The organism is Rhizomicrobium electricum, from assembly GCF_011762045.1.
In the GTDB taxonomy this organism is placed as follows: domain Bacteria; phylum Pseudomonadota; class Alphaproteobacteria; order Micropepsales; family Micropepsaceae; genus Rhizomicrobium; species Rhizomicrobium electricum.
In genome coordinates, this window is the sequence record NZ_JAASQS010000002.1 from 489,166 (window position 1) to 509,647 (window position 20,482).

The window sequence follows — 20,482 nt, forward strand, 5'->3', positions numbered from 1 at the left end:
CCCCCTTCTTGTGCGAGATTAATAAGGGGGCACGTAATGGCGGGCGTAACCGAACAACAACCGGTCGATCTCAAGCCGACGCTGGGGCCGTTTCATCTTATTGCGCTTGGCATCGGCGGCATTATCGGCGCCGGCATCTTCGTCATCACCGGACATGCGGCGGCGATCTACGCCGGTCCGGGCGTCATCATCTCGTTCGCCATTGCCGGTTTCGGGTGCGCCTTCACCGGTCTGTGCTACGCCGAATTCGCCTCGATGATCCCGGTCGCGGGCAGCGCCTATACCTACACCTACGCCACCATGGGCCGTTTCATGGCCTGGTTCATCGGCTGGAATTTGGTGCTCGAATACCTCGCCGCCTCCTCCACCGTCGCGGTCGGCTGGTCGGGCTATTTCAACGACTTCATGACCTATATCGGGGTTCACATCCCCGCCGCGTTCGCCCAGGCGCCGATCGCGCTCGAAGGCGTGCAGCAGCATCTGGTGGTCACCGGCGCCTATTTCAATCTTCCCGCCGTGGCGCTGATCTGCCTCGTCACCGCCGTTCTCATCGTCGGCGTCAACATGTCGGCGAACTTCAACAACGCGATGGTGCTGATCAAGACCACCATCGTCATCATCGTGATCGCCGTCGGCCTGCCGCATGTGGTGTCGGCGCTGCACATTCCGGCCCAGCACGATTCCGTGGTGCCGCTCATCCCGGCCAACACCACCGGCGTTTTCGGCCAGTTCGGCTGGTCGGGCGTGTTGCGCGCCACCGGCCTCATCTTCTTCGCCTATATCGGCTTCGACGCGGTGTCGGTCGCCTCGCAGGAAGCCAAGAATCCCCGCCGCGACGTGCCGCTCGGCATCCTCGGCTCGCTCGCCATCTGCACCGTGCTCTACATCCTGATGGCGTACGTGCTGACCGGCATCGCCGACTACCGCAATCTCAACGTGCCGCATCCGGTGTCGATGGCACTGGAACAATCCGCTTCGCTCAAGTGGCTGGCGCCGTTCGTCAGCGTCGGCGCCATCGTCGGTCTCGCCTCGGTGGTGCTGGTGTTCCTGCTCGGCCAGTCGCGCATTTTCTACGCCATGGCGAAAGACGGCCTGTTCTTCAAGGTGTTCGGCGAGGTCCATCCGCGCTTCAAGACGCCGTGGAAGGGACAGCTCATCACCGGCGCCTTTGCGATTCTTCTCGCCGGTCTGTTGCCGATCGACATCCTCAATCCGCTGGTCTCCATCGGCACGCTGCTCGCGTTCGTGGTGGTCTGCATCGGCACCATGATCCTGCGCGTCAAGCGGCCGAAAGCAATCCGCCCGTTCCGCACGCCCTATCTCTGGATCGTCGCGCCCATCGGCATTTTCATGTGCGCCCTGATGATGGTGTTCCTGCCGAAAGAGACCTGGGAGCGGCTGATCGTCTGGACCGCCATCGGCGTGGTGATCTACTTCGCGTACGGCATCCGCCAAGTTGCCGGGGCGCAACGCTGGCACATCAAGGACGCGGAGTAAGCCATCCGTCGTCTTCGGCGTCACCTTCCCCGCCACTCGACGTTCGTGCGTATGCACGGCTTGAGTAACCGCGGGGGAGGAACGTTCTTTGCTCTATAGCGTCGCGGAAGCGTCACATTGTCTGGACTCTCCGTCCGGCGGGCCGTTACGGTGCGCCGGGCGTCGCCGTGGCGTTCCCTTTGCATTGAAATTTCCTGTCGCACGCCTGGAACGGACATGGCCGCCGCACTCGAACAACCGCTCGATGAACAACACGAAGTCGATTTGAAGCCCACGCTGGGCCGTCTTCATCTCATCGCACTCGGTATCGGCGGCATCATCGGCGCCGGCATTTTCGTCATCACCGGTCACGCCGCTGCATCCTATGCCGGACCGGCGGTGGTCATTTCGTTTGCAATTGCCGGCCTCGGCTGCCTGTTCGCCGGGCTGTGCTACGCCGAATTCGCCTCGATGATTCCGGTTGCCGGCAGCGCCTATACCTACACGCGCGCGACCATGGGCCGCTTCATGGGCTGGTTCATCGGCTGGAATCTGGTGCTCGAATATCTCGCGTCGTCGGCCACGGTCGCATCGGGCTGGTCGGGCTACTTCACCGACTTCGTGCGCTCCCTCGGCATTGCCTTGCCGCACGCGTTCACCAGCGCCCCGCTGTGCGTGGCAACCGATCCGCATTGCTCGACCTACAGCGCCTCCGCGTCCGCGCTCGATGCCATGGCCCATATCGGCACCACCGGCGCGTGGGTGAATCTTCCGGCCATCGCCTTGGTGATCGCCATCACCGCCATTCTGGTCGGCGGCATCCACGCCTCGGCCAAGTTCAACAACGCCATGGTGGTGATCAAGCTGACCATCGTTCTTTTGGTCATCGTCCTCGGCCTGCCGCATGTGGTGCCGGCCAATCACGAGCCCTTCATCCCCGCCAACACCGGCGGCTGGAACTTCGGCTGGTGGGGCGTTCTCAGGGCCTCGGGCGTGATCTTCTTTGCCTATCTCGGTTTCGATGCGGTGTCGGTGGCGGCGCAGGAAGCCAAGAATCCCAAGCGCGACGTCCCGATCGGCATCCTCGGCTCGCTCGCCGTCTGCACCGCGCTCTATATGCTGATGAGCTACGTGCTGACCGGATTGGCCAACTACAAAACCCTCAACGTGCCGCATCCGGTGTCGATGGCCGCCGAGGCCTTGCCCGCCACCGCCTGGCTGGCGCCCTACATCAACGTCGCCGCGATCGTCGGCCTGTCGTCGGTGGTGCTGGTGCTCTTGCTCGGCCAGTCGCGCATTTTCTACGCCATGGCGAAAGACGGCATGATCCCGCCGCTGTTCAGCGCCATCCATCCCAAGTTCAAGACGCCGTGGAAGGGCTCGATCGTCACCGGCGTGGTGTCGTGCATCATGAGCGGCCTGCTGCCGCTCGATGTCCTCGGCGAACTGGTGTCCATCGGCACCCTGCTGGCATTCGTCATCGTCTGCCTCGGCGTTCTGATCCTGCGCGTCACCAAGCCGAACGCGATCCGCCCGTTCCGCACGCCGTTCGTGTGGCTGGTGGCGCCCGCAGGCATGGTGGTGTGCGGTGCGATGATGTATTGGCTGCCGCCCGACACCTGGGCGCGGCTGGGCATCTGGACGGCGATCGGCGTCGTCATCTATTTCGGTTACAGCATCCGGCATGCCGTACCGGTGCGCTGGCACATCCGCGAAGCGGCTGAGTGAACCCCATGGCAGACATCGACGACTCCGACCTGACACAGCCCGAACCCGTCGTCGCGAGCGAACATCAACTGAAGCGGGCGCTGGGTCCGGTGAGCCTCATCATGATCGGCATCGGATCGGTCCTGGGCGCCGGGATATTCGTTGTCGCCGGCACCGCCGCCGCCACTCACGCCGGACCGGCCGTGCTGTTGTCGTTCGTGATCGCCGCGCTCGGCTGCTTGTTCGCAGGCCTCTGCTACGCCGAATTCGCGTCGATGATCCCGGAATCGGGATCGAGCTACACTTACGCCTACGCCACCATGGGCCGCTTCATGGCGTGGTTCATCGGCTGGAACATGGTGCTGGAATACCTCGCCGCCGGATCGACGGTCGCGGTCGGCTGGTCGGGCTATTTCGTCAGCTTCCTGCAGCATTTCGGCGTCGTCATCGCGCCGGCGCTGACCAATGCGCCGCTGGCGGGCACCGGATTGGAGTCGCTGCACCTCACGGGCGCGCTGCTCAATCTGCCCGCCGTGGTGTTGATCTTCATCCTGACCTTCTTCCTCCTCGCCGGCGTGCGCGAGACCGCCAAGTTCAACGACGTGATGGTTCTCATCAAATGCGGCGTGGTGCTCTTGGTGATCGGCTTCGGCCTCGGCTACGTCCGGCTCGAACACCTGACACCCTTCATCCCCGCCAACACCGGCCATTGGGGCCACTTCGGCGTGTCCGGCGTGCTCGCCGCCTCGGGCATCATCTTCTTCTCCTTCGTCGGCTTCGAATCCGTCTCGGTCGCCGCCCAGGAAGCGAGAAATCCGCGTCGCGATCTGCCGATCGGCATTCTCGGCTCGCTCGCGATCTGCACCGGTCTCTATATGCTGATGGCGCTGGTGCTGACCGGCGTCACCGACTGGCGCACTCTCGACGTCGCCAATCCGGTGTCGTTCGCGATGAGCAAGATCCCCGGCCTCGGCTGGCTGACCCTGCCGATCGACATCGGCGCCATCGTCGGCCTCGCCTCGGTGACCTTCGTTTCGCTCTACGGCCAATCGCGCATTTTCTATTCGATGGCCCGCGACGGCTTTTTGCCGCCCGCCTTCGCCAAGGTGCATCCGCGCTCGCGCACGCCCTATATCGGCACCATCATCACCAGCGCCTTCGCCGCCCTGCTCGCCGCGGTCTTCCCGCTCGACATCCTGGCGGAGCTGGTCTCGGTCGGCACCCTCCTCGCCTTCATCGCGGTCTGCGTCGGTGTTCTGATCCTGCGCATCACCGCGCCGCGCGCCACGCGCCGCTTCCGCATTCCGGCGGTCTGGCTGATCGCGCCCGCGGGCGTGATCGTCTGCGCCGGGATGATGGTCAGCCTGTTCTTCTCCTCGCCCGATACCGGCTGGCGGCTGGTGATTTGGACCGCCATCGGCGTTGCGATATATTTGGTCTACGGCGTCTGGCACGCCGCGCCTTCCAAGTGGAAGGTCACCAACGAGGATTGACCCCAAGGGGAATTGCTTTGTCCTACCGCTCCCTTCGCGACTTCATCGCCAAACTTGAAGCCGCGGGAGAACTGGTGCGCGTGCGCGCGCCCGTCTCGACCGTTCTTGAAATGACCGAAATCCAGACGCGGCTCTTGGCCCAAGGCGGCCCCGCGGTGCTGTTCGAGCGCCCGATCAAAGCCGACAATCAGCCATCCGACATGCCGGTGCTGGTCAATCTGTTCGGCACCGTGAAGCGCGTCGCCATGGGCGTGACGCTCGACGGCAAGGAGCGCACCACCGCAGGCGAGTTGCGTGAAGTCGGCGAACTGTTGGCCGAGATGCGCCAGCCGATGCCGCCGAAGACCTTCGGCGATGCCATGGACATGCTGCCGCTGGCCAAAGCGGCGCTGGCGATGCGGCCGAAATCGGTGTCGCGTCCTGCCTGCCAAGAGGTTGTGCTGCAAGGCGACGACATCGACCTCAATGCGCTGCCGATCCAGACCTGCTGGCCGGGCGAACCGGCGCCGCTGATCACCTGGCCTCTCGTCGTCACCAAAGGACCGGGCGAAGCCAGAGAAGACGATTTCAATCTCGGCATCTATCGCAATCAGGTGCTGAACAAGCGCCAGACCATCATGCGCTGGCTGAAGCATCGCGGCGGGGCGCAGCATCACGCCCGCTGGGCCGAGGAGCATAAAGAGCCCCTGCCCTGCGCCATCGTGCTTGGCGCCGATCCTGGGACCATTCTCGCCGCGGTGACGCCGGTGCCCGACACGCTGTCGGAATACGCCTTCGCCGGCCTGATGCGCGGCGCGCGCGTCGAACTCGCCGATTGCGTGACCCAACCGCTGAAAGTGCCCGCCGAAGCCGAGATCGTGTTGGAAGGCACCGTGTCGCTGCAGGACTATCGCGACGAAGGCCCGTATGGCGACCACACCGGCTACTACAATTCAGTCGAGCAGTTCCCGGTCTTCACCGTCACCGCGATCACGATGCGGAAGGACCCGATTTACCTCTCCACCTTCACCGGCCGCCCGCCCGATGAGCCGTCGGTGCTCGGCGAAGCGCTGAACGAGGTGTTCATTCCGCTGCTGCGGCAGCAGTTCCCCGAGATCCTCGATTTCTGGCTGCCGCCCGAAGGCTGCTCCTATCGCATCGCCGTGGTGCGGATGAAGAAGGCGTATCCCGGCCACGCCAAGCGCGTGATGATGGGCGTGTGGTCGTATCTGCGCCAGTTCATGTACACCAAGTGGGTGATCGTGGTGGACGACGACATCGACGCGCGTAATTGGAAAGACGTGATGTGGGCGATCGCCACCCGCATGGACCCCGCGCGGGATATCACGCTGATCGAACACACCCCGATCGACTACCTCGACTTCGCCAGCCCCGACAGCGGCCTCGGCTCCAAGATCGGCCTCGACGCGACGAACAAATGGCCGCCGGAGACCAAGCGCGAATGGGGCACCAAGATCGCGATGGATGAAGAGGTCGTGAAGCGGGTGGATGAGATGTGGTCCCGCCTCGGCCTGCCCGGCGACGGAAAAGCGATCTGGTAGATTTAACTTGCACTATTAAACACTGTGTGTTTATGTTCTTTCCGAGGTCAATGGAAGGAGCGCGCCCCATGTCCAAATATGCCCCACTCGCCGAATTCCTAAAGGCTCAAGGCTCCGTAATTTTCTCCTGCTCTTTCAGTGAAATAGAGGACGCTCTAGGGTTCAAATTGCCGCCCTCGGCCTACCAGCACCGCGCCTGGTGGTCAAATAACCCCGATAATAATGTCATGACCAAGGCTTGGCTTGCGGCAGGGTTCGAAACCATGAATGTGAACATTGAAGAACACTCAGTGTTCTTTCGCAAAATTTTGCCACCCAACCCTCCTATTGAAGCAACTTTTCGCGCAGCAGGAATGTCGGATGTCGCCCGCCCGTTCTCGGCACCTCATGCCGCGCACCACCCGGTTCTTGGCGCTCTGAAAGGCACGATCCGCGTCGCGGTCGATTTCGACCTCACGGCTCCGGCCGATCCGGATTGGGGCACGGAATGACAGCGCTACTGCTCGACACCTGCGCCACGATCTGGATCAGCCAGAACGAGCCCATTGCGGCGGAAGCGCTAGAGGCCATCGACAAAGCCGCGCGCGACGGCGATCCCATTTACGTTTCGCCGATGACGGCCTGGGAAATCGGGCTGCTCAATGCACGCGGACGGCTTGCCATGGCGATGTCGCCGGAGGACTGGTTCGCGTCTTTGATGCAGGTGCCGGGCATGGCGCTCGCCGAACTGCCCCCCAAAATCCTGATCGCCTCATCTTTCCTACCTGGCGATCCACCCCGCGACCCCGCCGACCGCATCATTGCTGCGACTGCACGAGCACTGCGATTACAGCTTGTCACAAGAGATCGAATTCTCCTCGACTACGCGGAGCAAGGGCACATTCAAGCCATAGCCTGTTAGCCGTAGTTGTCGGCCGCCTTTGCTCTGCCAGGAATGCAGGTGGGGGGCACGCTCGACTCCCCTCTGCAGGGCCAATAACGCCAGCGTTTTCGACGAAGAAAAATCACGGCGTTAGCGGCGCGTCCGGGGCATCATGGTCAAGCATCGCAAACGCGCGCTGCTAACGCCGATGATTTTTCAGGTGAGGGGGAACGGTGGCACGACCGCATTCTGCCTCGCCCCCTCACCAGCAAAATCTATGCACTTAGCGGCGAAGGGTGCGACGCGAGCAATTCTGCGCGCCGCTAAGCGCAAGATTTTGCGTACTCTCCCACTGGGGGAGAGGGTTTCAAAGCCCCCTGCCCCTATTTCCTTTTCTGCTTGCCCGACGCTTCGCGCGCAAGCCGCTCCTTCATGCCGGGGCGCTCGTAGCCATAGACGTCCTTTGCCCATGTCGCCGACCAGTTGGCGACCGGGACGATATAGGAGCGCAACTCGTTCCCTCTTGCGGTCAGCGCGTAGCCATCGACGGTGCGTTCGACGATATCGGCATCCTGCAACTCTTTGAGACGGGTATTCAGGATGGTCGGCGACATCCCTCCGCACTGTTCCTGCAACCGGCAGAAGGCGCTGGGGCCGTCGCCCAGATACCAGAGAATGCCCAGCGCCCAGCGCCGTCCGAGAATGTCGAACAACGCGTTGATCGGCGACCCGGAGATCGAGCCTCTGACCTTGGCGCCGGGCTTCGCAGGTGCCATCTCAGATCGACGCCTTGGCAACGATCTCGGCCCGCGTCTTGCCCGCAAGCCCGATCGAGCCGCTGTCGTATTCGTCGATGAAAACGACATACTTGTCCGCCGGAACCTTGGTGATCGCGACGGCGACATCGGTCAGTTGGCGGATAAGCTCCGTCTTCTCGTCCTGGCTGATGGGGTGAATGGCAACGGTAATGACGGGCACGGCGAAAATCCTTTCACGCGATGAGTTACTACAGAAAATGTAGTATACTACAAAATCAGTAGCAACAGCCATCCGCCGCGGGGCAATCGCGAAGGGTTCGCAAGAGCGGTGCGGACGTCGCCGTTGCCCCCTTGAAATCCCTCTCCCCGCTCCCCACATCTTCCCTGCTCTTTGACCGCGCCGGATACCGCAACTGAGAGGCGTCCGCGGGACGCCCCCTGCAACGCGTACGCAGTTTAGAGGGATTCGAATTCGATTCTGGTCGGCCGCGCGCCCGGCTTCCCTCCCGTGTCCGTCCAGGGTGTTTCGCGACCACCAAGTCCGAAGGCATTTGTCGTTTCGCCGCCGGGCCTTAGCGCCGAAAAAGCCGATTTGAATTCAGGTTTTCCAGTTTCGCTCATGGCGGGGCCGGAAATCGCCCTTTGCCGCCCGCTTTACCTTGCCTTCCCGCCTCCGCCGGGCCAAAACGGAGGCATGACCGAAAAGCCCGAGGCCCTGCTGCAGGACCTGATCGCCGCCGCCAAGAAGGCCGGCGCCGATGCCGCCGATGCGCTGTATGTCGAGAACGTCTCGGCCAGCGTTTCCTACCGTTTGGGAAAGCTGGAGGACGTCGAACGCTCCGAGGCCTCGGACGTGGGCCTTCGGGTCTTCATCGGCCAGAAGGTGGCGTTCGTGTCCTCGACCGATCTGGCGCGGGAGGCCCTCGCCGCCCTGCCCGGCCGCGCCGTCGCGATGGCCAAGCTGGCGCCGGAGGATCGGTTCGCCTGCCTCGCCCCCAAGGACCGGCTGGCCACGTCCATCCTCGATCTCGATCTCGCCGACGCCGAGGAGCCCTCGGCCGACACCCTGGTCGAACAGGCCCGAGCCGTCGAAGCCGCCGCCATGGCGGTGAAGGGCATCACCAATTCCGAAGGCGGCGGCGCCGGGTTCGGCCGCACCGCCATCGCGCTCGCCACCTCGGAGGGCTTCTTCGGCCGCTATGCCGGCACCAGCCACTCGATCAGCGTCGCGGTGCTGGCGGGCGAAGGCACCGAGATGGAGCGCGATTACGATTACTCGAGCGCCCGCCGCGCCGCCGATCTCGAAAGCGCCGAACTGGTCGGCCGCCGCGCCGGCGAGCGCACCGTCGCCCGCCTCAATCCGAAGAAAGCGAAAAGCCAGGCGGTGCCGGTGGTGTTCGATCCGCGCGAATCCGCCGGACTGATCGGCCATCTCGCCGGTGCGATTTCGGGCGCTTCGATTGCCCGCGGCGTGTCGTTCCTGAAAGACCGCTTGGGCGAAGCGATTTTCGCGCCGAACGTCACCATCGTCGACGATCCGCACCGTCTGCGCGGCCTCAGGTCGAAGCCGTTCGACGGCGAAGGCGTCGCCAATCGCAAGATGGCGGTGGTCGAGAACGGCGTGTTGAAGACGTGGCTCTTGGATTGCGCCAGCGCCAAGCAGCTCAGTCTTCAGACCACCGGCCACGCCGCGCGCGGCACCGGCGGCCCGCCGAGCCCGTCTTCGACCAATTTCTATATGGAAGCGGGCAGCGTCAGCCCGGAAGAACTGATCGCTGACATCAAGGAAGGCTTCTACGTCACCGAGCTGATGGGCATGGGGATCAATTCGGTTACCGGCGATTACAGCCGCGGCGCCGCCGGGTTCTGGATCGAGAACGGCAAGATCGCCTATCCGGTTTCGGAAGTGACCATCGCCGGAAACCTGAAGGACATGTTCCTCAGGCTGACGCCGGCGAGCGATCTCGTTTTCCGTTTTGGCACCAACGCCCCCACCGTCCGTATCGAAGGAATGACCGTTGCCGGAGCGTGATCTCGAACTCGTCGCCAAGGCCGTCCGCGAAGCCGGCGCCATTGCGCGCGAAATCTATGCCGGACACTGCAAGACCTGGGCGAAATCCGACGGCAGCCCGGTCACCGAAGCCGATCTCGCGGTCAACAAATACCTGACCGAGCATCTGCGCGGCGCCCGTCCCGATTACGCCTGGCTGTCGGAGGAAAGCGAAGACGACCGTTCGCGCTTTTCGGCCAAGCGCATCTTCGTGGTCGACCCGATCGACGGCACGCTCGCCTTCGTCAAGCGCCGCCCGCATTTCACCGTGTCGGTCGCCATCGTCGAAGACGGCCAGCCGGTGACGGCCTGCGTCTATAATCCGATCACGGACGAATGCTTCACCGCCGCGGCGGGCGAAGGCGCGTTCCTCAACGGCGACCGCATCCACGTCACCGCCAAGGATACGCTCGACGGCTGCAACATCCTCGCCAGCAGGAAGACGCTGAGCGATCCGCGCTGGAATGCGCCGTGGCCCGAGATGCACGTCGACAATCCCAACTCGATCGCCTATCGCGTGGCGCTGGTGGCGGCGGGCAAGTTCGACGCCGGTCTCACCCTCGCCGCGCTCCACGACTGGGATCTGGCCGCGGCCGATCTGGTGGTGCGCGAGGCGGGCGGCATCCTCACCTCCATCGAAGGCGAGCTGCCGCTCTACAACCGCGAGAATGCGATCCAGCCGTCGGCGATGGCGGCGGGGCCCAAGTTGCACGCGGTGCTGCTGTCGCGCCTTGATAACGCTCCCAGGAGCCGGCCATGAGTGACGTCATTCCCGGTCAGTTGTTGCATCTGGTGTTCGGCGGCGAACTGACCTCGCCCGAAAGCGTCGATTTCAAGGACCTGTCCAGACTCGACATCGTCGGAATCTATCCCAGTTATAAACAAGCCTACGACGCCTGGAAGTCGAAGGCCCAAGCCAGCGTCGACAACGCCGCGATGCGGTATTTTGTCGTCCATATCCACAAGCTGATGACGCCCGAATAAGCCGGCCCGATAACCGGTTTCGCGTCCAACCCTCGCCCGGCGGCAAGCTGCGTGCTAAACCCCGACGCATGAACGAAACACCGTCCCCGACGCGGGTCCCGACCTGGGCGATAGTGTCCCGCGTGGCGGGTCATTACCTGCGCAATCAGCGCGGCACGCTCGCGCTCGCGATCTTCTTCATGGCGGTTTACGCGCTGTGCACCGCCGCCCTCGCCTGGCTGCTCGGCCCCGCCACCAAGGTGCTGTTCGGCGCCGGCGCCATTTCCGCCGCGACGCCCGATTCCGGGCTGGCGACGGCGCTGTTCGGCGGCGGCAAGGCGATCTGGACCTTGCCGGTGGCGGTCGTCGTGATCCTGTGGACGCGCGCCCTCGCCTACTACGTTCAGCAGTCGCGGATGGACAGCGTCGGCGAACGTGTGGTGACGGCGGCGCAGCGCGACATGTTCCACGCCCTGGTGCGGCGCGATCTGGCGTCGCTCAATGCGGTGCATTCCGGGACGTTCGTCTCCAACTTCCTCTACGACGCGACGCTGATGCGCGACGCGATTTCGCGCGGCGTTGCGGCGGTAGCCCTCGAACTGGTGCAGCTCGTCGCGCTCGTCGCGGTGATGCTCTACGCCGACTGGCAGTTGATGCTGATCGGCATCGTCGCCATTCCGGGCGTCGCCTGGGCGATGGGCAAGATCGGCGGCTCGATCAAGCGCACCACCCAGCGCAACATGGAGCAGACCGGCGGCCTCTCGACCACCATCACCGAAGCGCTCGACGGCCGTCGCGTCATCAAAGCCTACGGCCTCGAAGATCACGTCACCCGGCTCGCCGAAGCGCGCCTCACCGAGCGGCTGAAGCAGCTCGTGAAGCTCGCCAAGCGCCGCGCGTCCGCCGTGCCGGTGACCGACGTCTTTTCCGGGGTCGTCAGCGCCGCAGTCGTGTTCTATGCGCTCTACCAGACCGCGCACGGCATGATCGCCGCCGATCAGTTCATCACGTTCATGGGCGCGATGCTGCTCGCCCAACAGCCGGTGCGCAATCTGAGCCAAGTCTATACCATCGCATCGAGCGGCATGACCGCAGCGGATCGCGTGTTCGCAGTGATCGATGCCAAGCCGGACATCGTCGACGCCGGCAACGCCGCGGAACTGGTGGTGCCGCATGCGCCTGCGGGCGGCGGCGTCACCTTCAAGAACGTCTCGTTTGCCTACGCCGCGGATGCCGCCGTTCCGGCCGTGCGCGGCGTCGATATCGTGGTCAAGCCGGGCAGCAAGGTCGCGCTGGTCGGCCCGTCAGGTTCCGGCAAGACGACGCTGTTCAATCTGCTTCTGCGCTTCTATGACGTCGACGGCGGCGCCATTGCCATCGACGGCCACGACATCCGCACCATAACGCTGGCCTCGCTTCGCCGCGCCATGGCGCTTGTCACGCAGGAGCCGATCCTGTTCGACGAAAGCGTCGCCGCCAATATCGCGCTCGGGCGCCCCGGCGCCTCCCGCGCCGAGATCGAACAGGCCGCGCACGATGCCGCCGCGCACGATTTCATCGCCGCCCTGCCCCAAGGCTATGAGACCCGCGTCGGGGAAGGCGGCTTGAAACTCTCCGGCGGTCAGCGCCAGCGCATCGCCATCGCCCGCGCCATGCTGCGCAACGCGCCGATCCTGCTGCTCGACGAGGCCACTTCCGCCCTCGACACCGAAAGCGAACGCCAGGTGCAGGAAGCGCTGACGCGGCTAATGAAAAACCGCACCACCATCGTGATCGCCCATCGCCTCTCCACCGTTGCCGACGCCGACACGCTCTATGTGCTCGACCGCGGCCGCGTGGTCGAATCCGGCAGCCATGCCGAGTTGATGGCGCTGGGCGGGCTCTACATGCGGCTCTACCATCATAACGAAGCCGCGGCTGCCGAGGTGAAGGCATGAAACCGCTCGGCCTTACAGCCTATCGCGCAGTTTCTACGGTGCTCTCTCCGGTGGTGCCGGCGCTGCTCAGGCGCCGCATTCTGCGCGGCAAGGAACACGAAGAGCGCAATGCCGAACGCCTCGGGCATGCCTCGCTGCCGCGCCCCGAAGGCACGCTGATCTGGGTGCACGGCGCCAGCGTCGGCGAATGCATCGCGGCGTTGCCGCTGATCGATGCGCTGCTCAAAGCCGTGCCCTGCAAGGTGCTGGTGACGAGCGGCACGGTGACCTCGGCGAAGCTGATGGCCGAGCGTCTGCCCGAAGGGGCCATCCATCAGTTCGTGCCGGTCGACACGCCGGCAGCGACCATGCGCTTCCTCCATCACTGGAAGCCGCAGGTCGGCTTGTTCGTCGATTCCGATATCTGGCCGAACCTGATCGTCAATGCGCGCGACCGCGGCGTGAAACTCGCCCTCATCAATGCCCGCATGACCGAGCGTTCGTTCCGGAACTGGCGCTGGGCGAAAAAGACCGCGGCGGAAATCATGTCCTCGTATCGGGCGTGCCTGGCGCAGGATGAGGAGATCGCCGCCCGCTTCCGCGCTCTCGGAACGCCCAATGTCGAGGTGATCGGCAGCCTCAAGGCCGATGCGCCGATGCTGCCGGCCGATCCGGACAAACTCGAAGCCCTGCGCGCCGCGATCGGCGGACGCCCGGTGCTGCTGGCGGCGCAAACCCATCAGGGCGAGGAAGAAACCATCCTGCCCGCGCACGATGCGTTGCGCCGCAAGTTTCCCGATCTGTTGACCATCATTGTGCCGCGCCACACCCAGCGCGCCGGCGATATCGTGATGTTATGCGGCACACGCGTCACCAAGAAACGCTCGGATGGCGAACTGCCCGATGCGGACACCGCGGTCTATATCGCCGATACCATGGGCGAACTGGGTCTGTTCTATCGCCTGACGCGGTTCTGCTTCGTCGGCGGCAGCTTGATCCGTCACGGCGGCCAGAATCCGCTCGAACCGGCCAAACTCGGCTGCGCGGTGCTAACCGGGCCCTACACCTACAATTTCACCAAAGCCTTCGAGACGCTGCTGGCTGCGCAAGGGGCCGGGTCCGTCAATTCCTGCAGCGACATCGTCAGTCTTGCGAGCAAATTGCTCGGCGATCCCAACGAGGCGGAGCGGCTCGGCGATGCGGCAAAGAGAGGCGCGGTCAATCTCGGCGGGGCGGTCGCCAAGACCGTCGATGTCGTTGTGAAGATGCTCGATGCGCGCTCCTGACTTCTGGCACCGCGACGACTTCGCCGCGCGTCTTGCGACGGCCGTGCTGGCGCCGCTCGGAACCCTCTACGGCGCGACGGTGCGCTGGAAGGCGGCGCACGCCAAACCCTATCGTGCTCGCGTGCCGGTCGTGTGCGTCGGCAACATTTCCGCCGGCGGCACCGGCAAAACACCGATCGCGATCGCCATCGCGGATGCGATCATCGTACACGGCAAGAATCCGTTTTTCCTCACCCGCGGCTATGGCGGCAGACTCGCCGGTCCGGTCGTCGTGAGCAAAACGCATACGGCCGAAGACGTCGGCGACGAACCACTGCTGCTCGCGCGCAAGGCGCCGACGGTGGTCGCGCGTGATCGCCGCGAAGGCGCAATTCTGGCAATCGAGCGCGGCGCCGACGTCATCGTGATGGACGACGGGCATCAGAACTTCGCGCTGCACAAGGATCTGTCGTTGGTCGTGGTTGATGGCGAACACGGCTTCGGCAACGGCCATGTGCTGCCGGCCGGGCCGTTGCGCGAGCCCGCTTTGCAAGGCCTCGCTCGCGCCGATGCGGTAATCGTCACCGGCGACGGAAATCCGGCCCTGCCCGCGTTCGACAAACCGGTGCTGCGTGCGCATGTGGCGCCGGCCGCAACGGCGGAATGGAAGGGTATGAAAGTGGTGGCGTTTGCCGGTATCGGCCGTCCCGAAAAGCTGTTCCGCAGCCTCCGCGAGCTTGGCGTCGAGCTGGTCGAGACCGTCACCTTCGCCGATCACCATCCCTATACGTCGCGGGAATTGTCGGAGTTAAAGGCACGCGCCAAGGATGTCCGCCTCGTAACGACCGAGAAAGACTATGTCCGCATCGCGCCGGCGGACCGCGACGGCATCGCCTTCCTGCCCGTGACCGCCTCCATCGATCCGCATGACGGGTTAGATCGGTTGCTTGACAGCCTCAACGGACCGCGGTAGCCGCGACGGTCATGAAGGCACCCGAAGCCCTTTCCCTCGGCAAGAAGATCCGGTTTCTCGGCGAGGCCGCGCCGTTTTTCGTCTTCATGGCGCTGTTTCGGGCGCTCGGCATCGATGTCGCCTCCGCGGTGGGCGGGTTTCTCGGGCGGCATATCTATTCGCGTCTGCCCGCCGGCCATGTCGCGCGGCAGAATCTGAAACAGGCCTATCCCGATAAATCGCCGGAAGAGATCGACGCGATCGTGCTCAAGGTCTGCGAGAATCTCGGCCGCGTGGTCGGCGAGTATCCGCACCTCGACAAATTGAGCGTCGGCCCCGGCGGGCGCATCGAAGTCGAGGGCGCCGAGCACGGCTACGATGCCGTTGCGCGCAACAAAGGCGTGATGCTCATCTCCGGCCATTTCGCCAACTGGGAAGTGCTGGTGCTGACCGGCAACAAGCTGGGTTACGAAGGCGGCTTCGTCTATCGCCCGCCGAACAATCCGTACGTCGCGAACTGGATCAGCCGTCAGCGCGGCAAGCTCGGCCCCACCGAACAGATCACCAAAGGCGCAAAAGGCACGCGGCGCATCTTCACGCTGCTCCGGCGCGGCAAATGCATCTACATGCTGGTCGACCAGAAGACCTACGAAGGCGTGGGTGTGCCCTATTTCGGACGCGAGGCGCTGACTACGCCGGCACCGGCTTCGCTGGCATTGAAATTGGGATCGGCGCTCGTGCCGGTCGCGTGCCGCCGCACCGAAGGCGCGCATTTCAAAGTGACGATCTACCCCGCCCTCGAAATCGCCCAGCAGAGCGACGGCGATGCCGATGTCGAAGCACTCACGGCCGAGATCACCGCACGCGTCGAAGCGATGGTGCGCGAAGATCCCACGCAATGGCTGTGGACCCATCGCCGCTGGACCACGCCGCGCGATATCGAAAAGATGAAGAAAATGGGGCTGGCCTAAGCGGTCGGCGGCTCCGGCATCTTCGTCGCGCGCGAGGGATCGAGTTTCATCTGGAACCAGTTGAGGCCCCAATGACAGTGCGGCCCCGTCGCGCGGCCGGTCATGCCGATATGGCCGATCACGTCACCCTGCTGGACCGCATCGCCCGCTTTCACAAACCGCGCACTTTGATGCAGGTAGCAGGTGTTCACGCCGTGGCCGTGATCGATCAGGGTAAAGCCGCCTTCGAGATGATAATCGTCGGCGATCATAACGATCCCGTCCGCGGCGGCATGGATCGGCGTGCCTTCGGGCGCGGCGACGTCGACGGCCAGATGCGGCGCCATCGGCTTGCCGTTCAGGATACGCTGGCTGCCGTAGACCCCGCTCAGCCGTCCGGCACAGGGCCATTCCAGCGGTTCGAAAAATCCGACGCCTTCGGTGTCGGCCTGACGCGCCGTCCAGATCGCCTCGCGCTCGCGCTTCATGCGTTCGAGAACTTCCGGCGGCGGCTCGACGTATTCCTGCGGCAGGCCGGTGATCGACTGAATGTCGTACTGCCGCTTCAACGGCTGAACGACGTCTTCGTAGTCCGGCGCATCGGCGAATGCGGCATGCACGCGGATCGGCTTTTCGCCATCCCATGGAAGTCCGAATACGAACAAGCCTTGCGAGGTGACGTGCACCGGCTGGCCGTCGATTTCGACCGGGATGCCCGGCGCGACCTTGCCGATGAGAAGGCCGCCTTGCTCGTACGAACCGCGCAGCGAAATCCGCGGGTCCTCATCCTTGCGCAAAACATCCGCCGACGCTTTCGGCAGCAGCACGAACGCCGCCCCGGTCGCCAGCAGAGCGCGGCGCGCTATCATTTCGGCGTCTTTCCGGTCTCCTGGAACCGCTTCAGCGCGATATCGGCCGTGGCATAGGCTTCCTGCAGATCGACGTTCCAATAGCGCAGCGCCTCGAGCGGGATGTGCACGCCGCTCACCGCACAGACGACGAACGTTCCCGGCCGGATCACCCGGTATTCGCCATCAAGGTATTCGAGTTCGGCTTGGCCTTCGGGATTGAGGTCCCGTTCCATCTTGTTCATGCACGTCACCCTTTCGGGAATCTATTTAGGCGAGGCTTTGGCCATACGCCATCAAAACAAATCACCTTGGTTGCCTTGGGCCTTTTTGGGCGCGGGCCGCGGCTTGGCAGGCTTGGGCGGAGCGGCATTCTCCCCGGCCACCACCGGCACGGCGCCGTCGGCGAAGGTCAGGGTCATGCTTTCGCCGGTCGCGATTGCCGCCGCCGCCCGCTTCACCCGGCCGTCGTCGCCGCGCACCAGAGCGAATCCGCGGGCCAGCACCGCCCGGTAGCTGACGCTGTCGAGCACCCGGACAAGACCTTGCAGGCGGCGTCCGGCCTCACTGAGGCGGGTCCGATGGCAGCGATCGAGACGCATTTCCAAAGCCTTCGCCCGCTCCGCCCCCTGGGCGATCCGGTTGCGCAAGCCCGCCGGACGCAGCAGCGCCGAGGCCTCGACAAAGGCGCGGGTATGCACCTCCAGGTTGCGGCGAAGCGCATTGGTCAGCCGCTCGGCAGCCGAATCGAAGCGCTGGCGGGGGGCCGCGAAAAGCTGGTCGGCCCGCGGCAGCACCCTGGCGAGGTGCCGCAAGGTCTCCCGCCGCCGGTCCATCTGCACCGAGGAACAGCGCACCAGCCGCCGCTCCAGGTCCATGGTCTGGGACAGAAGCTCGGACCGCACCGGCACCGCCATCTCGGCCGCCGCCGTCGGGGTCGGGGCGCGGACATCGGAGACAAAGTCGATCAGGGTCGTGTCGGTCTCGTGCCCCACCGCCGAAATCAGCGGGATCGGGCATTCGGCCACAGCGCGGACCACATCCTCTTCGTTGAAGGCCATCAGGTCTTCGATCGAGCCGCCGCCGCGCGCCACGATCAGCACATCGGGGCGCGGCAGACCGTCCCGCGGAAAGGCCGAAAAACCACGGATGGCAGCCGCAATCTCGCCCGCCGCCCGGTCGCCCTGCACCGCCACCGGCCACAACAGAACCCGCCGCGGGAAGCGGTCGGAAAGGCGGTGCATGATGTCCCGGATCACCGCCCCGGTCGGCGACGTCACCACGCCGATCACCTCGGGCAGGAACGGCAGCTTCTTCTTGCGGGTGGGGTCAAACAGACCCTCGGCCGCGAGGCGCTTCTTGCGCTCCTCCAGCATGGCCATGAGGGCGCCGAGACCGGCCAGTTCCACCTGCTCGACGATCAACTGGTAGCGCGACGACCCGCCGTAGGTGGACACCCGACCGGTGCAGACGACCTCCAGCCCGGCCTGCGGTTTGACCTTCAGAGCCCGGACCGCGCCCTTCCAGATCACGGCGTTGATGACGCATTTCTCGTCCTTGAGGTCGAAATAGACGTGGCCCGAGGAATGAAATTTCAAGCCGCTGATTTCGCCCCGCACCCGCACGAAGGGGAACGCGTCCTCGACGGTTCGTTTAAGGGCGGCGGAAATCTCGGAAACGCTGAATTCGGGCAGATTCGTTCGGTCGGACATGATCCACAGATGATACAGGATGCGCGCTTGAATCCAGGGGTTTCTTGGGGAACGGTCCCCCGAGATTGAGGGAGCTTCCCATGAACGTCCTGGTCATCGGTTCGGGCGGGCGCGAACACGCGCTTTGCTGGTCTCTGGCGAAGAGCCCCTTGTGCGACAAGCTCTACTGCGCCCCCGGCAATCCGGGCATCGGGACGCTCGCCGAGTGCGTGCCGCTGACGCCAAGCAAGCAGGATGAACTGGTGGCCTTCGCCAAGGAAAAGGGCATCGGATTCGTGATGATCGGGCCGGAGGTGCCGCTGATCGACGGCCTCGCCGACCGCTTCCAGGCCGCCGGCATCAAGGCACTCGGCCCCAGCGCCAAGGGCGCGATCCTCGAAGGCTCCAAGGGGTTTGTGAAGGATCTCTGCCGCGATTTCGATATCCCGACCGCCGCCTATCAGCGCTTCACGGACGCCTCCGCCGCCAAGGCCTTTGCAGGCACGTTGGGTTTGCCGGTCGTCATCAAGGCGGACGGCGTGGCCGCCGGTAAAGGCGTCATCATCGCCGAGACGCGCGAAGCTGCCGACACCGCCATCGACGAGATCCTCGGCGGTGCTTTCGGTGCCGCGGGCAGCGAACTCGTGGTCGAAGAATATCTCGACGGCGAGGAGGCCAGTTTCTTCGCCCTCACCGATGGCGAACATGTGCTGCCGCTGATCGGCGCGCAGGACCACAAACGCGCCTTCGACGGCGACAAGGGCCTGAACACCGGCGGCATGGGCGCCTACTCGCCTGCGCCGGTGCTGACGACGGACGTGGTCGAGAAGACCATCGAACGCATCCTGAAGCCGACCGTGCGCGCCATGAAGCAACGCGGCCGGAGCTATGTCGGCGTTCTCTTTGCCGGGCTGATGGTCAAGAACGGCGAACCCAAGCTGATCGAATTCAACTGCCGCTTCGGCGATCCCGAAACCCAGGTGATCCTGCCGCGACTGAAGTCGGACCTGCTGACCGTCCTTCTGGCGGCGTGCGACGGTACGCTCGATCGGATCGGCCTCGATTGGCACGACGATGTGGCGCTGACCGTGGTGATGGCGACCAAGGGCTATCCCGGCGATTACCCCAAGGGCTCCGAAATCCGCGGCCTCGACGCAGCGGCGAAACTGCCGGGCATCACCGTCTTCCATGCCGGCACGGCCCTGAAAGACGGCAAGCTCGTCGCCAGCGGTGGCCGCGTGCTCAACATCACCGCGACCGGCAAGACGGTGCGGGAAGCGCGCGAGCGCGCTTACGCCGCCGTCGATCTGATCGATTGGCCCGAAGGCTTCTGCCGTCGCGATATCGCCTGGCGGGCGCTGGCGCGGGAGGGCTGACTGGAGCGCTTTCAGGAAAAGTGGAAACCGGTTTTCCGTCCGAAAGCGCGACCAATCAAAAAGCTCACCCTCCCAGCCCTTCGCACTTCGGGATGACCTTCAGGAGTTCGAGTTCGAACACCAGCGTCTGGTTCGCTGGGATCACGCCGTCGCCGGCGCCGTCCTTGCCGTAGGCGAGACCCGACGGAATGACGAGACGCCACTTGTCGCCGGCGTGCATCATCTGCAGCGCTTCCACCCATCCGGGGATCAGACGCCCTGCCGGAAATGTCGCGGGCTGGCCGGGCTCGGTCTGATCGAAGACTTTGCCGCTGATCAGGCTGCCTTTGTAGTTAACGACCACACAATCGCGCCGCTCGGGCTGCGGGCCGTCGCCCTTCTTCAGCACCTCGTACTGGATGCCCGGCACCGAAACCACACCGGATTTCTTGGCGTTATCCTTGAGATAGGCCGCATTGGCTGCTTCGGACAACGGATCGGCCGTCGCCGCCTTGGACTTGTTACCGCATGCTCCAACCACCAAAACCATTGCAGCAGCCATCACGAGTGTCGTCAGGCGCATCGAAAACCCTTTCCCTTAACCGTCGCGTTTATACACACCGGCAGCGGCGTATCCACCTCTCGTTATGACCGG

General features: G+C 64.4%; 20 protein-coding genes. 14 read left to right on the plus strand and 6 right to left on the minus strand.

Annotation, left to right across the window (positions count from 1 at the left end; translation table 11 throughout):
* Nucleotides 1-36 precede the first annotated feature (36 nt).
* The 6 genes from FHS84_RS05405 to FHS84_RS05430 all read left to right on the plus strand — a co-directional run bounded on the left by FHS84_RS05405 (nucleotide 37) and on the right by FHS84_RS05430 (nucleotide 7,118).
* Nucleotides 37-1,497 carry an amino acid permease gene (locus FHS84_RS05405; RefSeq protein WP_166931388.1) on the plus strand — a complete coding sequence of 487 codons (1,461 nt, stop codon included), beginning with the start codon at nucleotides 37-39 and terminating at the stop codon, nucleotides 1,495-1,497.
* A 216-nt stretch (nucleotides 1,498-1,713) separates the two neighbouring features.
* Complete coding sequence (locus FHS84_RS05410; RefSeq protein ID WP_166931392.1) at nucleotides 1,714-3,204, plus strand: amino acid permease; 1,491 nt, start codon at nucleotides 1,714-1,716, stop codon at nucleotides 3,202-3,204.
* Nucleotides 3,205-3,209: 5 nt separating this feature from the next.
* The gene (locus tag FHS84_RS05415; protein WP_166931397.1) at nucleotides 3,210-4,676 is read left to right on the plus strand and encodes an amino acid permease; all 1,467 of its coding nucleotides are present in this window, start codon (nucleotides 3,210-3,212) and stop codon (nucleotides 4,674-4,676) included.
* 17 nt (nucleotides 4,677-4,693) lie between these two features.
* On the plus strand, nucleotides 4,694-6,217 hold the full coding sequence (locus FHS84_RS05420) for a UbiD family decarboxylase (protein ID WP_166931403.1): 1,524 nt from the start codon (nucleotides 4,694-4,696) through the stop codon (nucleotides 6,215-6,217).
* A gap of 68 nt (nucleotides 6,218-6,285) precedes the next feature.
* Nucleotides 6,286-6,708, plus strand: a complete 423-nt coding sequence (locus tag FHS84_RS05425) for a DUF7662 domain-containing protein (RefSeq protein WP_166931409.1) — start codon at nucleotides 6,286-6,288, stop codon at nucleotides 6,706-6,708.
* On the plus strand, nucleotides 6,705-7,118 hold the full coding sequence (locus FHS84_RS05430; protein ID WP_166931415.1) for a type II toxin-antitoxin system VapC family toxin: 414 nt from the start codon (nucleotides 6,705-6,707) through the stop codon (nucleotides 7,116-7,118). Before FHS84_RS05425 ends, FHS84_RS05430 begins: the two co-directional genes overlap by 4 nt.
* A 344-nt stretch (nucleotides 7,119-7,462) precedes the next feature.
* On the opposite strand, the gene FHS84_RS05435 is transcribed toward FHS84_RS05430, so the two are convergent.
* Nucleotides 7,463-7,855 (minus strand): winged helix-turn-helix transcriptional regulator, encoded by a 393-nt coding sequence (locus FHS84_RS05435; protein WP_166931420.1) that lies wholly within the window; start codon nucleotides 7,853-7,855, stop codon nucleotides 7,463-7,465.
* A gap of 1 nt (nucleotide 7,856) precedes the next feature.
* Nucleotides 7,857-8,057 carry a tautomerase family protein gene (locus FHS84_RS05440; protein WP_166931425.1) on the minus strand — a complete coding sequence of 67 codons (201 nt, stop codon included), beginning with the start codon at nucleotides 8,055-8,057 and terminating at the stop codon, nucleotides 7,857-7,859.
* A gap of 474 nt (nucleotides 8,058-8,531) precedes the next feature.
* Between FHS84_RS05440 and FHS84_RS05445 the strand changes: the two genes are divergently transcribed.
* From FHS84_RS05445 to FHS84_RS05475, 7 genes are all read left to right on the plus strand, one after another.
* Nucleotides 8,532-9,869, plus strand: a complete 1,338-nt coding sequence (locus FHS84_RS05445) for a TldD/PmbA family protein (RefSeq protein WP_166931431.1) — start codon at nucleotides 8,532-8,534, stop codon at nucleotides 9,867-9,869.
* On the plus strand, nucleotides 9,856-10,647 hold the full coding sequence (locus FHS84_RS05450; protein WP_166931435.1) for a 3'(2'),5'-bisphosphate nucleotidase CysQ: 792 nt from the start codon (nucleotides 9,856-9,858) through the stop codon (nucleotides 10,645-10,647). The genes FHS84_RS05445 and FHS84_RS05450 overlap by 14 nt, the downstream gene beginning before the upstream one ends.
* The gene (locus FHS84_RS05455; protein ID WP_166931438.1) at nucleotides 10,644-10,871 is read left to right on the plus strand and encodes a DUF4170 domain-containing protein; all 228 of its coding nucleotides are present in this window, start codon (nucleotides 10,644-10,646) and stop codon (nucleotides 10,869-10,871) included. The genes FHS84_RS05450 and FHS84_RS05455 overlap by 4 nt, the downstream gene beginning before the upstream one ends.
* A 122-nt stretch (nucleotides 10,872-10,993) precedes the next feature.
* Nucleotides 10,994-12,787, plus strand: a complete 1,794-nt coding sequence (locus FHS84_RS05460) for an ABC transporter transmembrane domain-containing protein (RefSeq protein ID WP_166931441.1) — start codon at nucleotides 10,994-10,996, stop codon at nucleotides 12,785-12,787.
* Nucleotides 12,784-14,052, plus strand: coding sequence for a 3-deoxy-D-manno-octulosonic acid transferase (locus FHS84_RS05465; protein ID WP_166931444.1), 1,269 nt, complete (start codon nucleotides 12,784-12,786; stop codon nucleotides 14,050-14,052). Before FHS84_RS05460 ends, FHS84_RS05465 begins: the two co-directional genes overlap by 4 nt.
* Nucleotides 14,039-15,004, plus strand: a complete 966-nt coding sequence (lpxK, locus tag FHS84_RS05470) for a tetraacyldisaccharide 4'-kinase (protein ID WP_166931447.1) — start codon at nucleotides 14,039-14,041, stop codon at nucleotides 15,002-15,004. Before FHS84_RS05465 ends, lpxK begins: the two co-directional genes overlap by 14 nt.
* An 11-nt stretch (nucleotides 15,005-15,015) precedes the next feature.
* A complete protein-coding gene (locus FHS84_RS05475) occupies nucleotides 15,016-15,954 on the plus strand; it encodes a lysophospholipid acyltransferase family protein (RefSeq protein ID WP_166931450.1) in 939 nt (312 codons plus the stop codon).
* On the opposite strand, the gene FHS84_RS05480 is transcribed toward FHS84_RS05475, so the two are convergent.
* The 3 genes from FHS84_RS05480 to xseA are packed head-to-tail and all read right to left on the minus strand — an operon-like array spanning nucleotide 15,951 to nucleotide 18,493.
* The gene (locus FHS84_RS05480) at nucleotides 15,951-16,802 is read right to left on the minus strand and encodes a M23 family metallopeptidase (RefSeq protein ID WP_166931453.1); all 852 of its coding nucleotides are present in this window, start codon (nucleotides 16,800-16,802) and stop codon (nucleotides 15,951-15,953) included. The two genes, FHS84_RS05475 and FHS84_RS05480, sit on opposite strands and share 4 nt — an antisense overlap.
* Complete coding sequence (locus FHS84_RS05485; protein WP_166931456.1) at nucleotides 16,799-17,026, minus strand: DUF2093 domain-containing protein; 228 nt, start codon at nucleotides 17,024-17,026, stop codon at nucleotides 16,799-16,801. The genes FHS84_RS05480 and FHS84_RS05485 overlap by 4 nt, the downstream gene beginning before the upstream one ends.
* Nucleotides 17,027-17,077: 51 nt before the next feature.
* Nucleotides 17,078-18,493 carry an exodeoxyribonuclease VII large subunit gene (gene xseA, locus FHS84_RS05490; RefSeq protein WP_166931459.1) on the minus strand — a complete coding sequence of 472 codons (1,416 nt, stop codon included), beginning with the start codon at nucleotides 18,491-18,493 and terminating at the stop codon, nucleotides 17,078-17,080.
* Between the two features lie 80 nt (nucleotides 18,494-18,573).
* Here xseA and purD point away from each other — a divergent pair, with 80 nt between their 5' ends.
* Nucleotides 18,574-19,848 carry a phosphoribosylamine--glycine ligase gene (purD, locus tag FHS84_RS05495; RefSeq protein WP_166931462.1) on the plus strand — a complete coding sequence of 425 codons (1,275 nt, stop codon included), beginning with the start codon at nucleotides 18,574-18,576 and terminating at the stop codon, nucleotides 19,846-19,848.
* A 64-nt stretch (nucleotides 19,849-19,912) separates the two neighbouring features.
* Here the strand turns inward: purD and FHS84_RS05500 are convergent, their stop codons facing one another.
* Complete coding sequence (locus FHS84_RS05500; protein ID WP_166931465.1) at nucleotides 19,913-20,410, minus strand: FKBP-type peptidyl-prolyl cis-trans isomerase; 498 nt, start codon at nucleotides 20,408-20,410, stop codon at nucleotides 19,913-19,915.
* Between the last annotated feature and the right edge of the window lie 72 nt (nucleotides 20,411-20,482).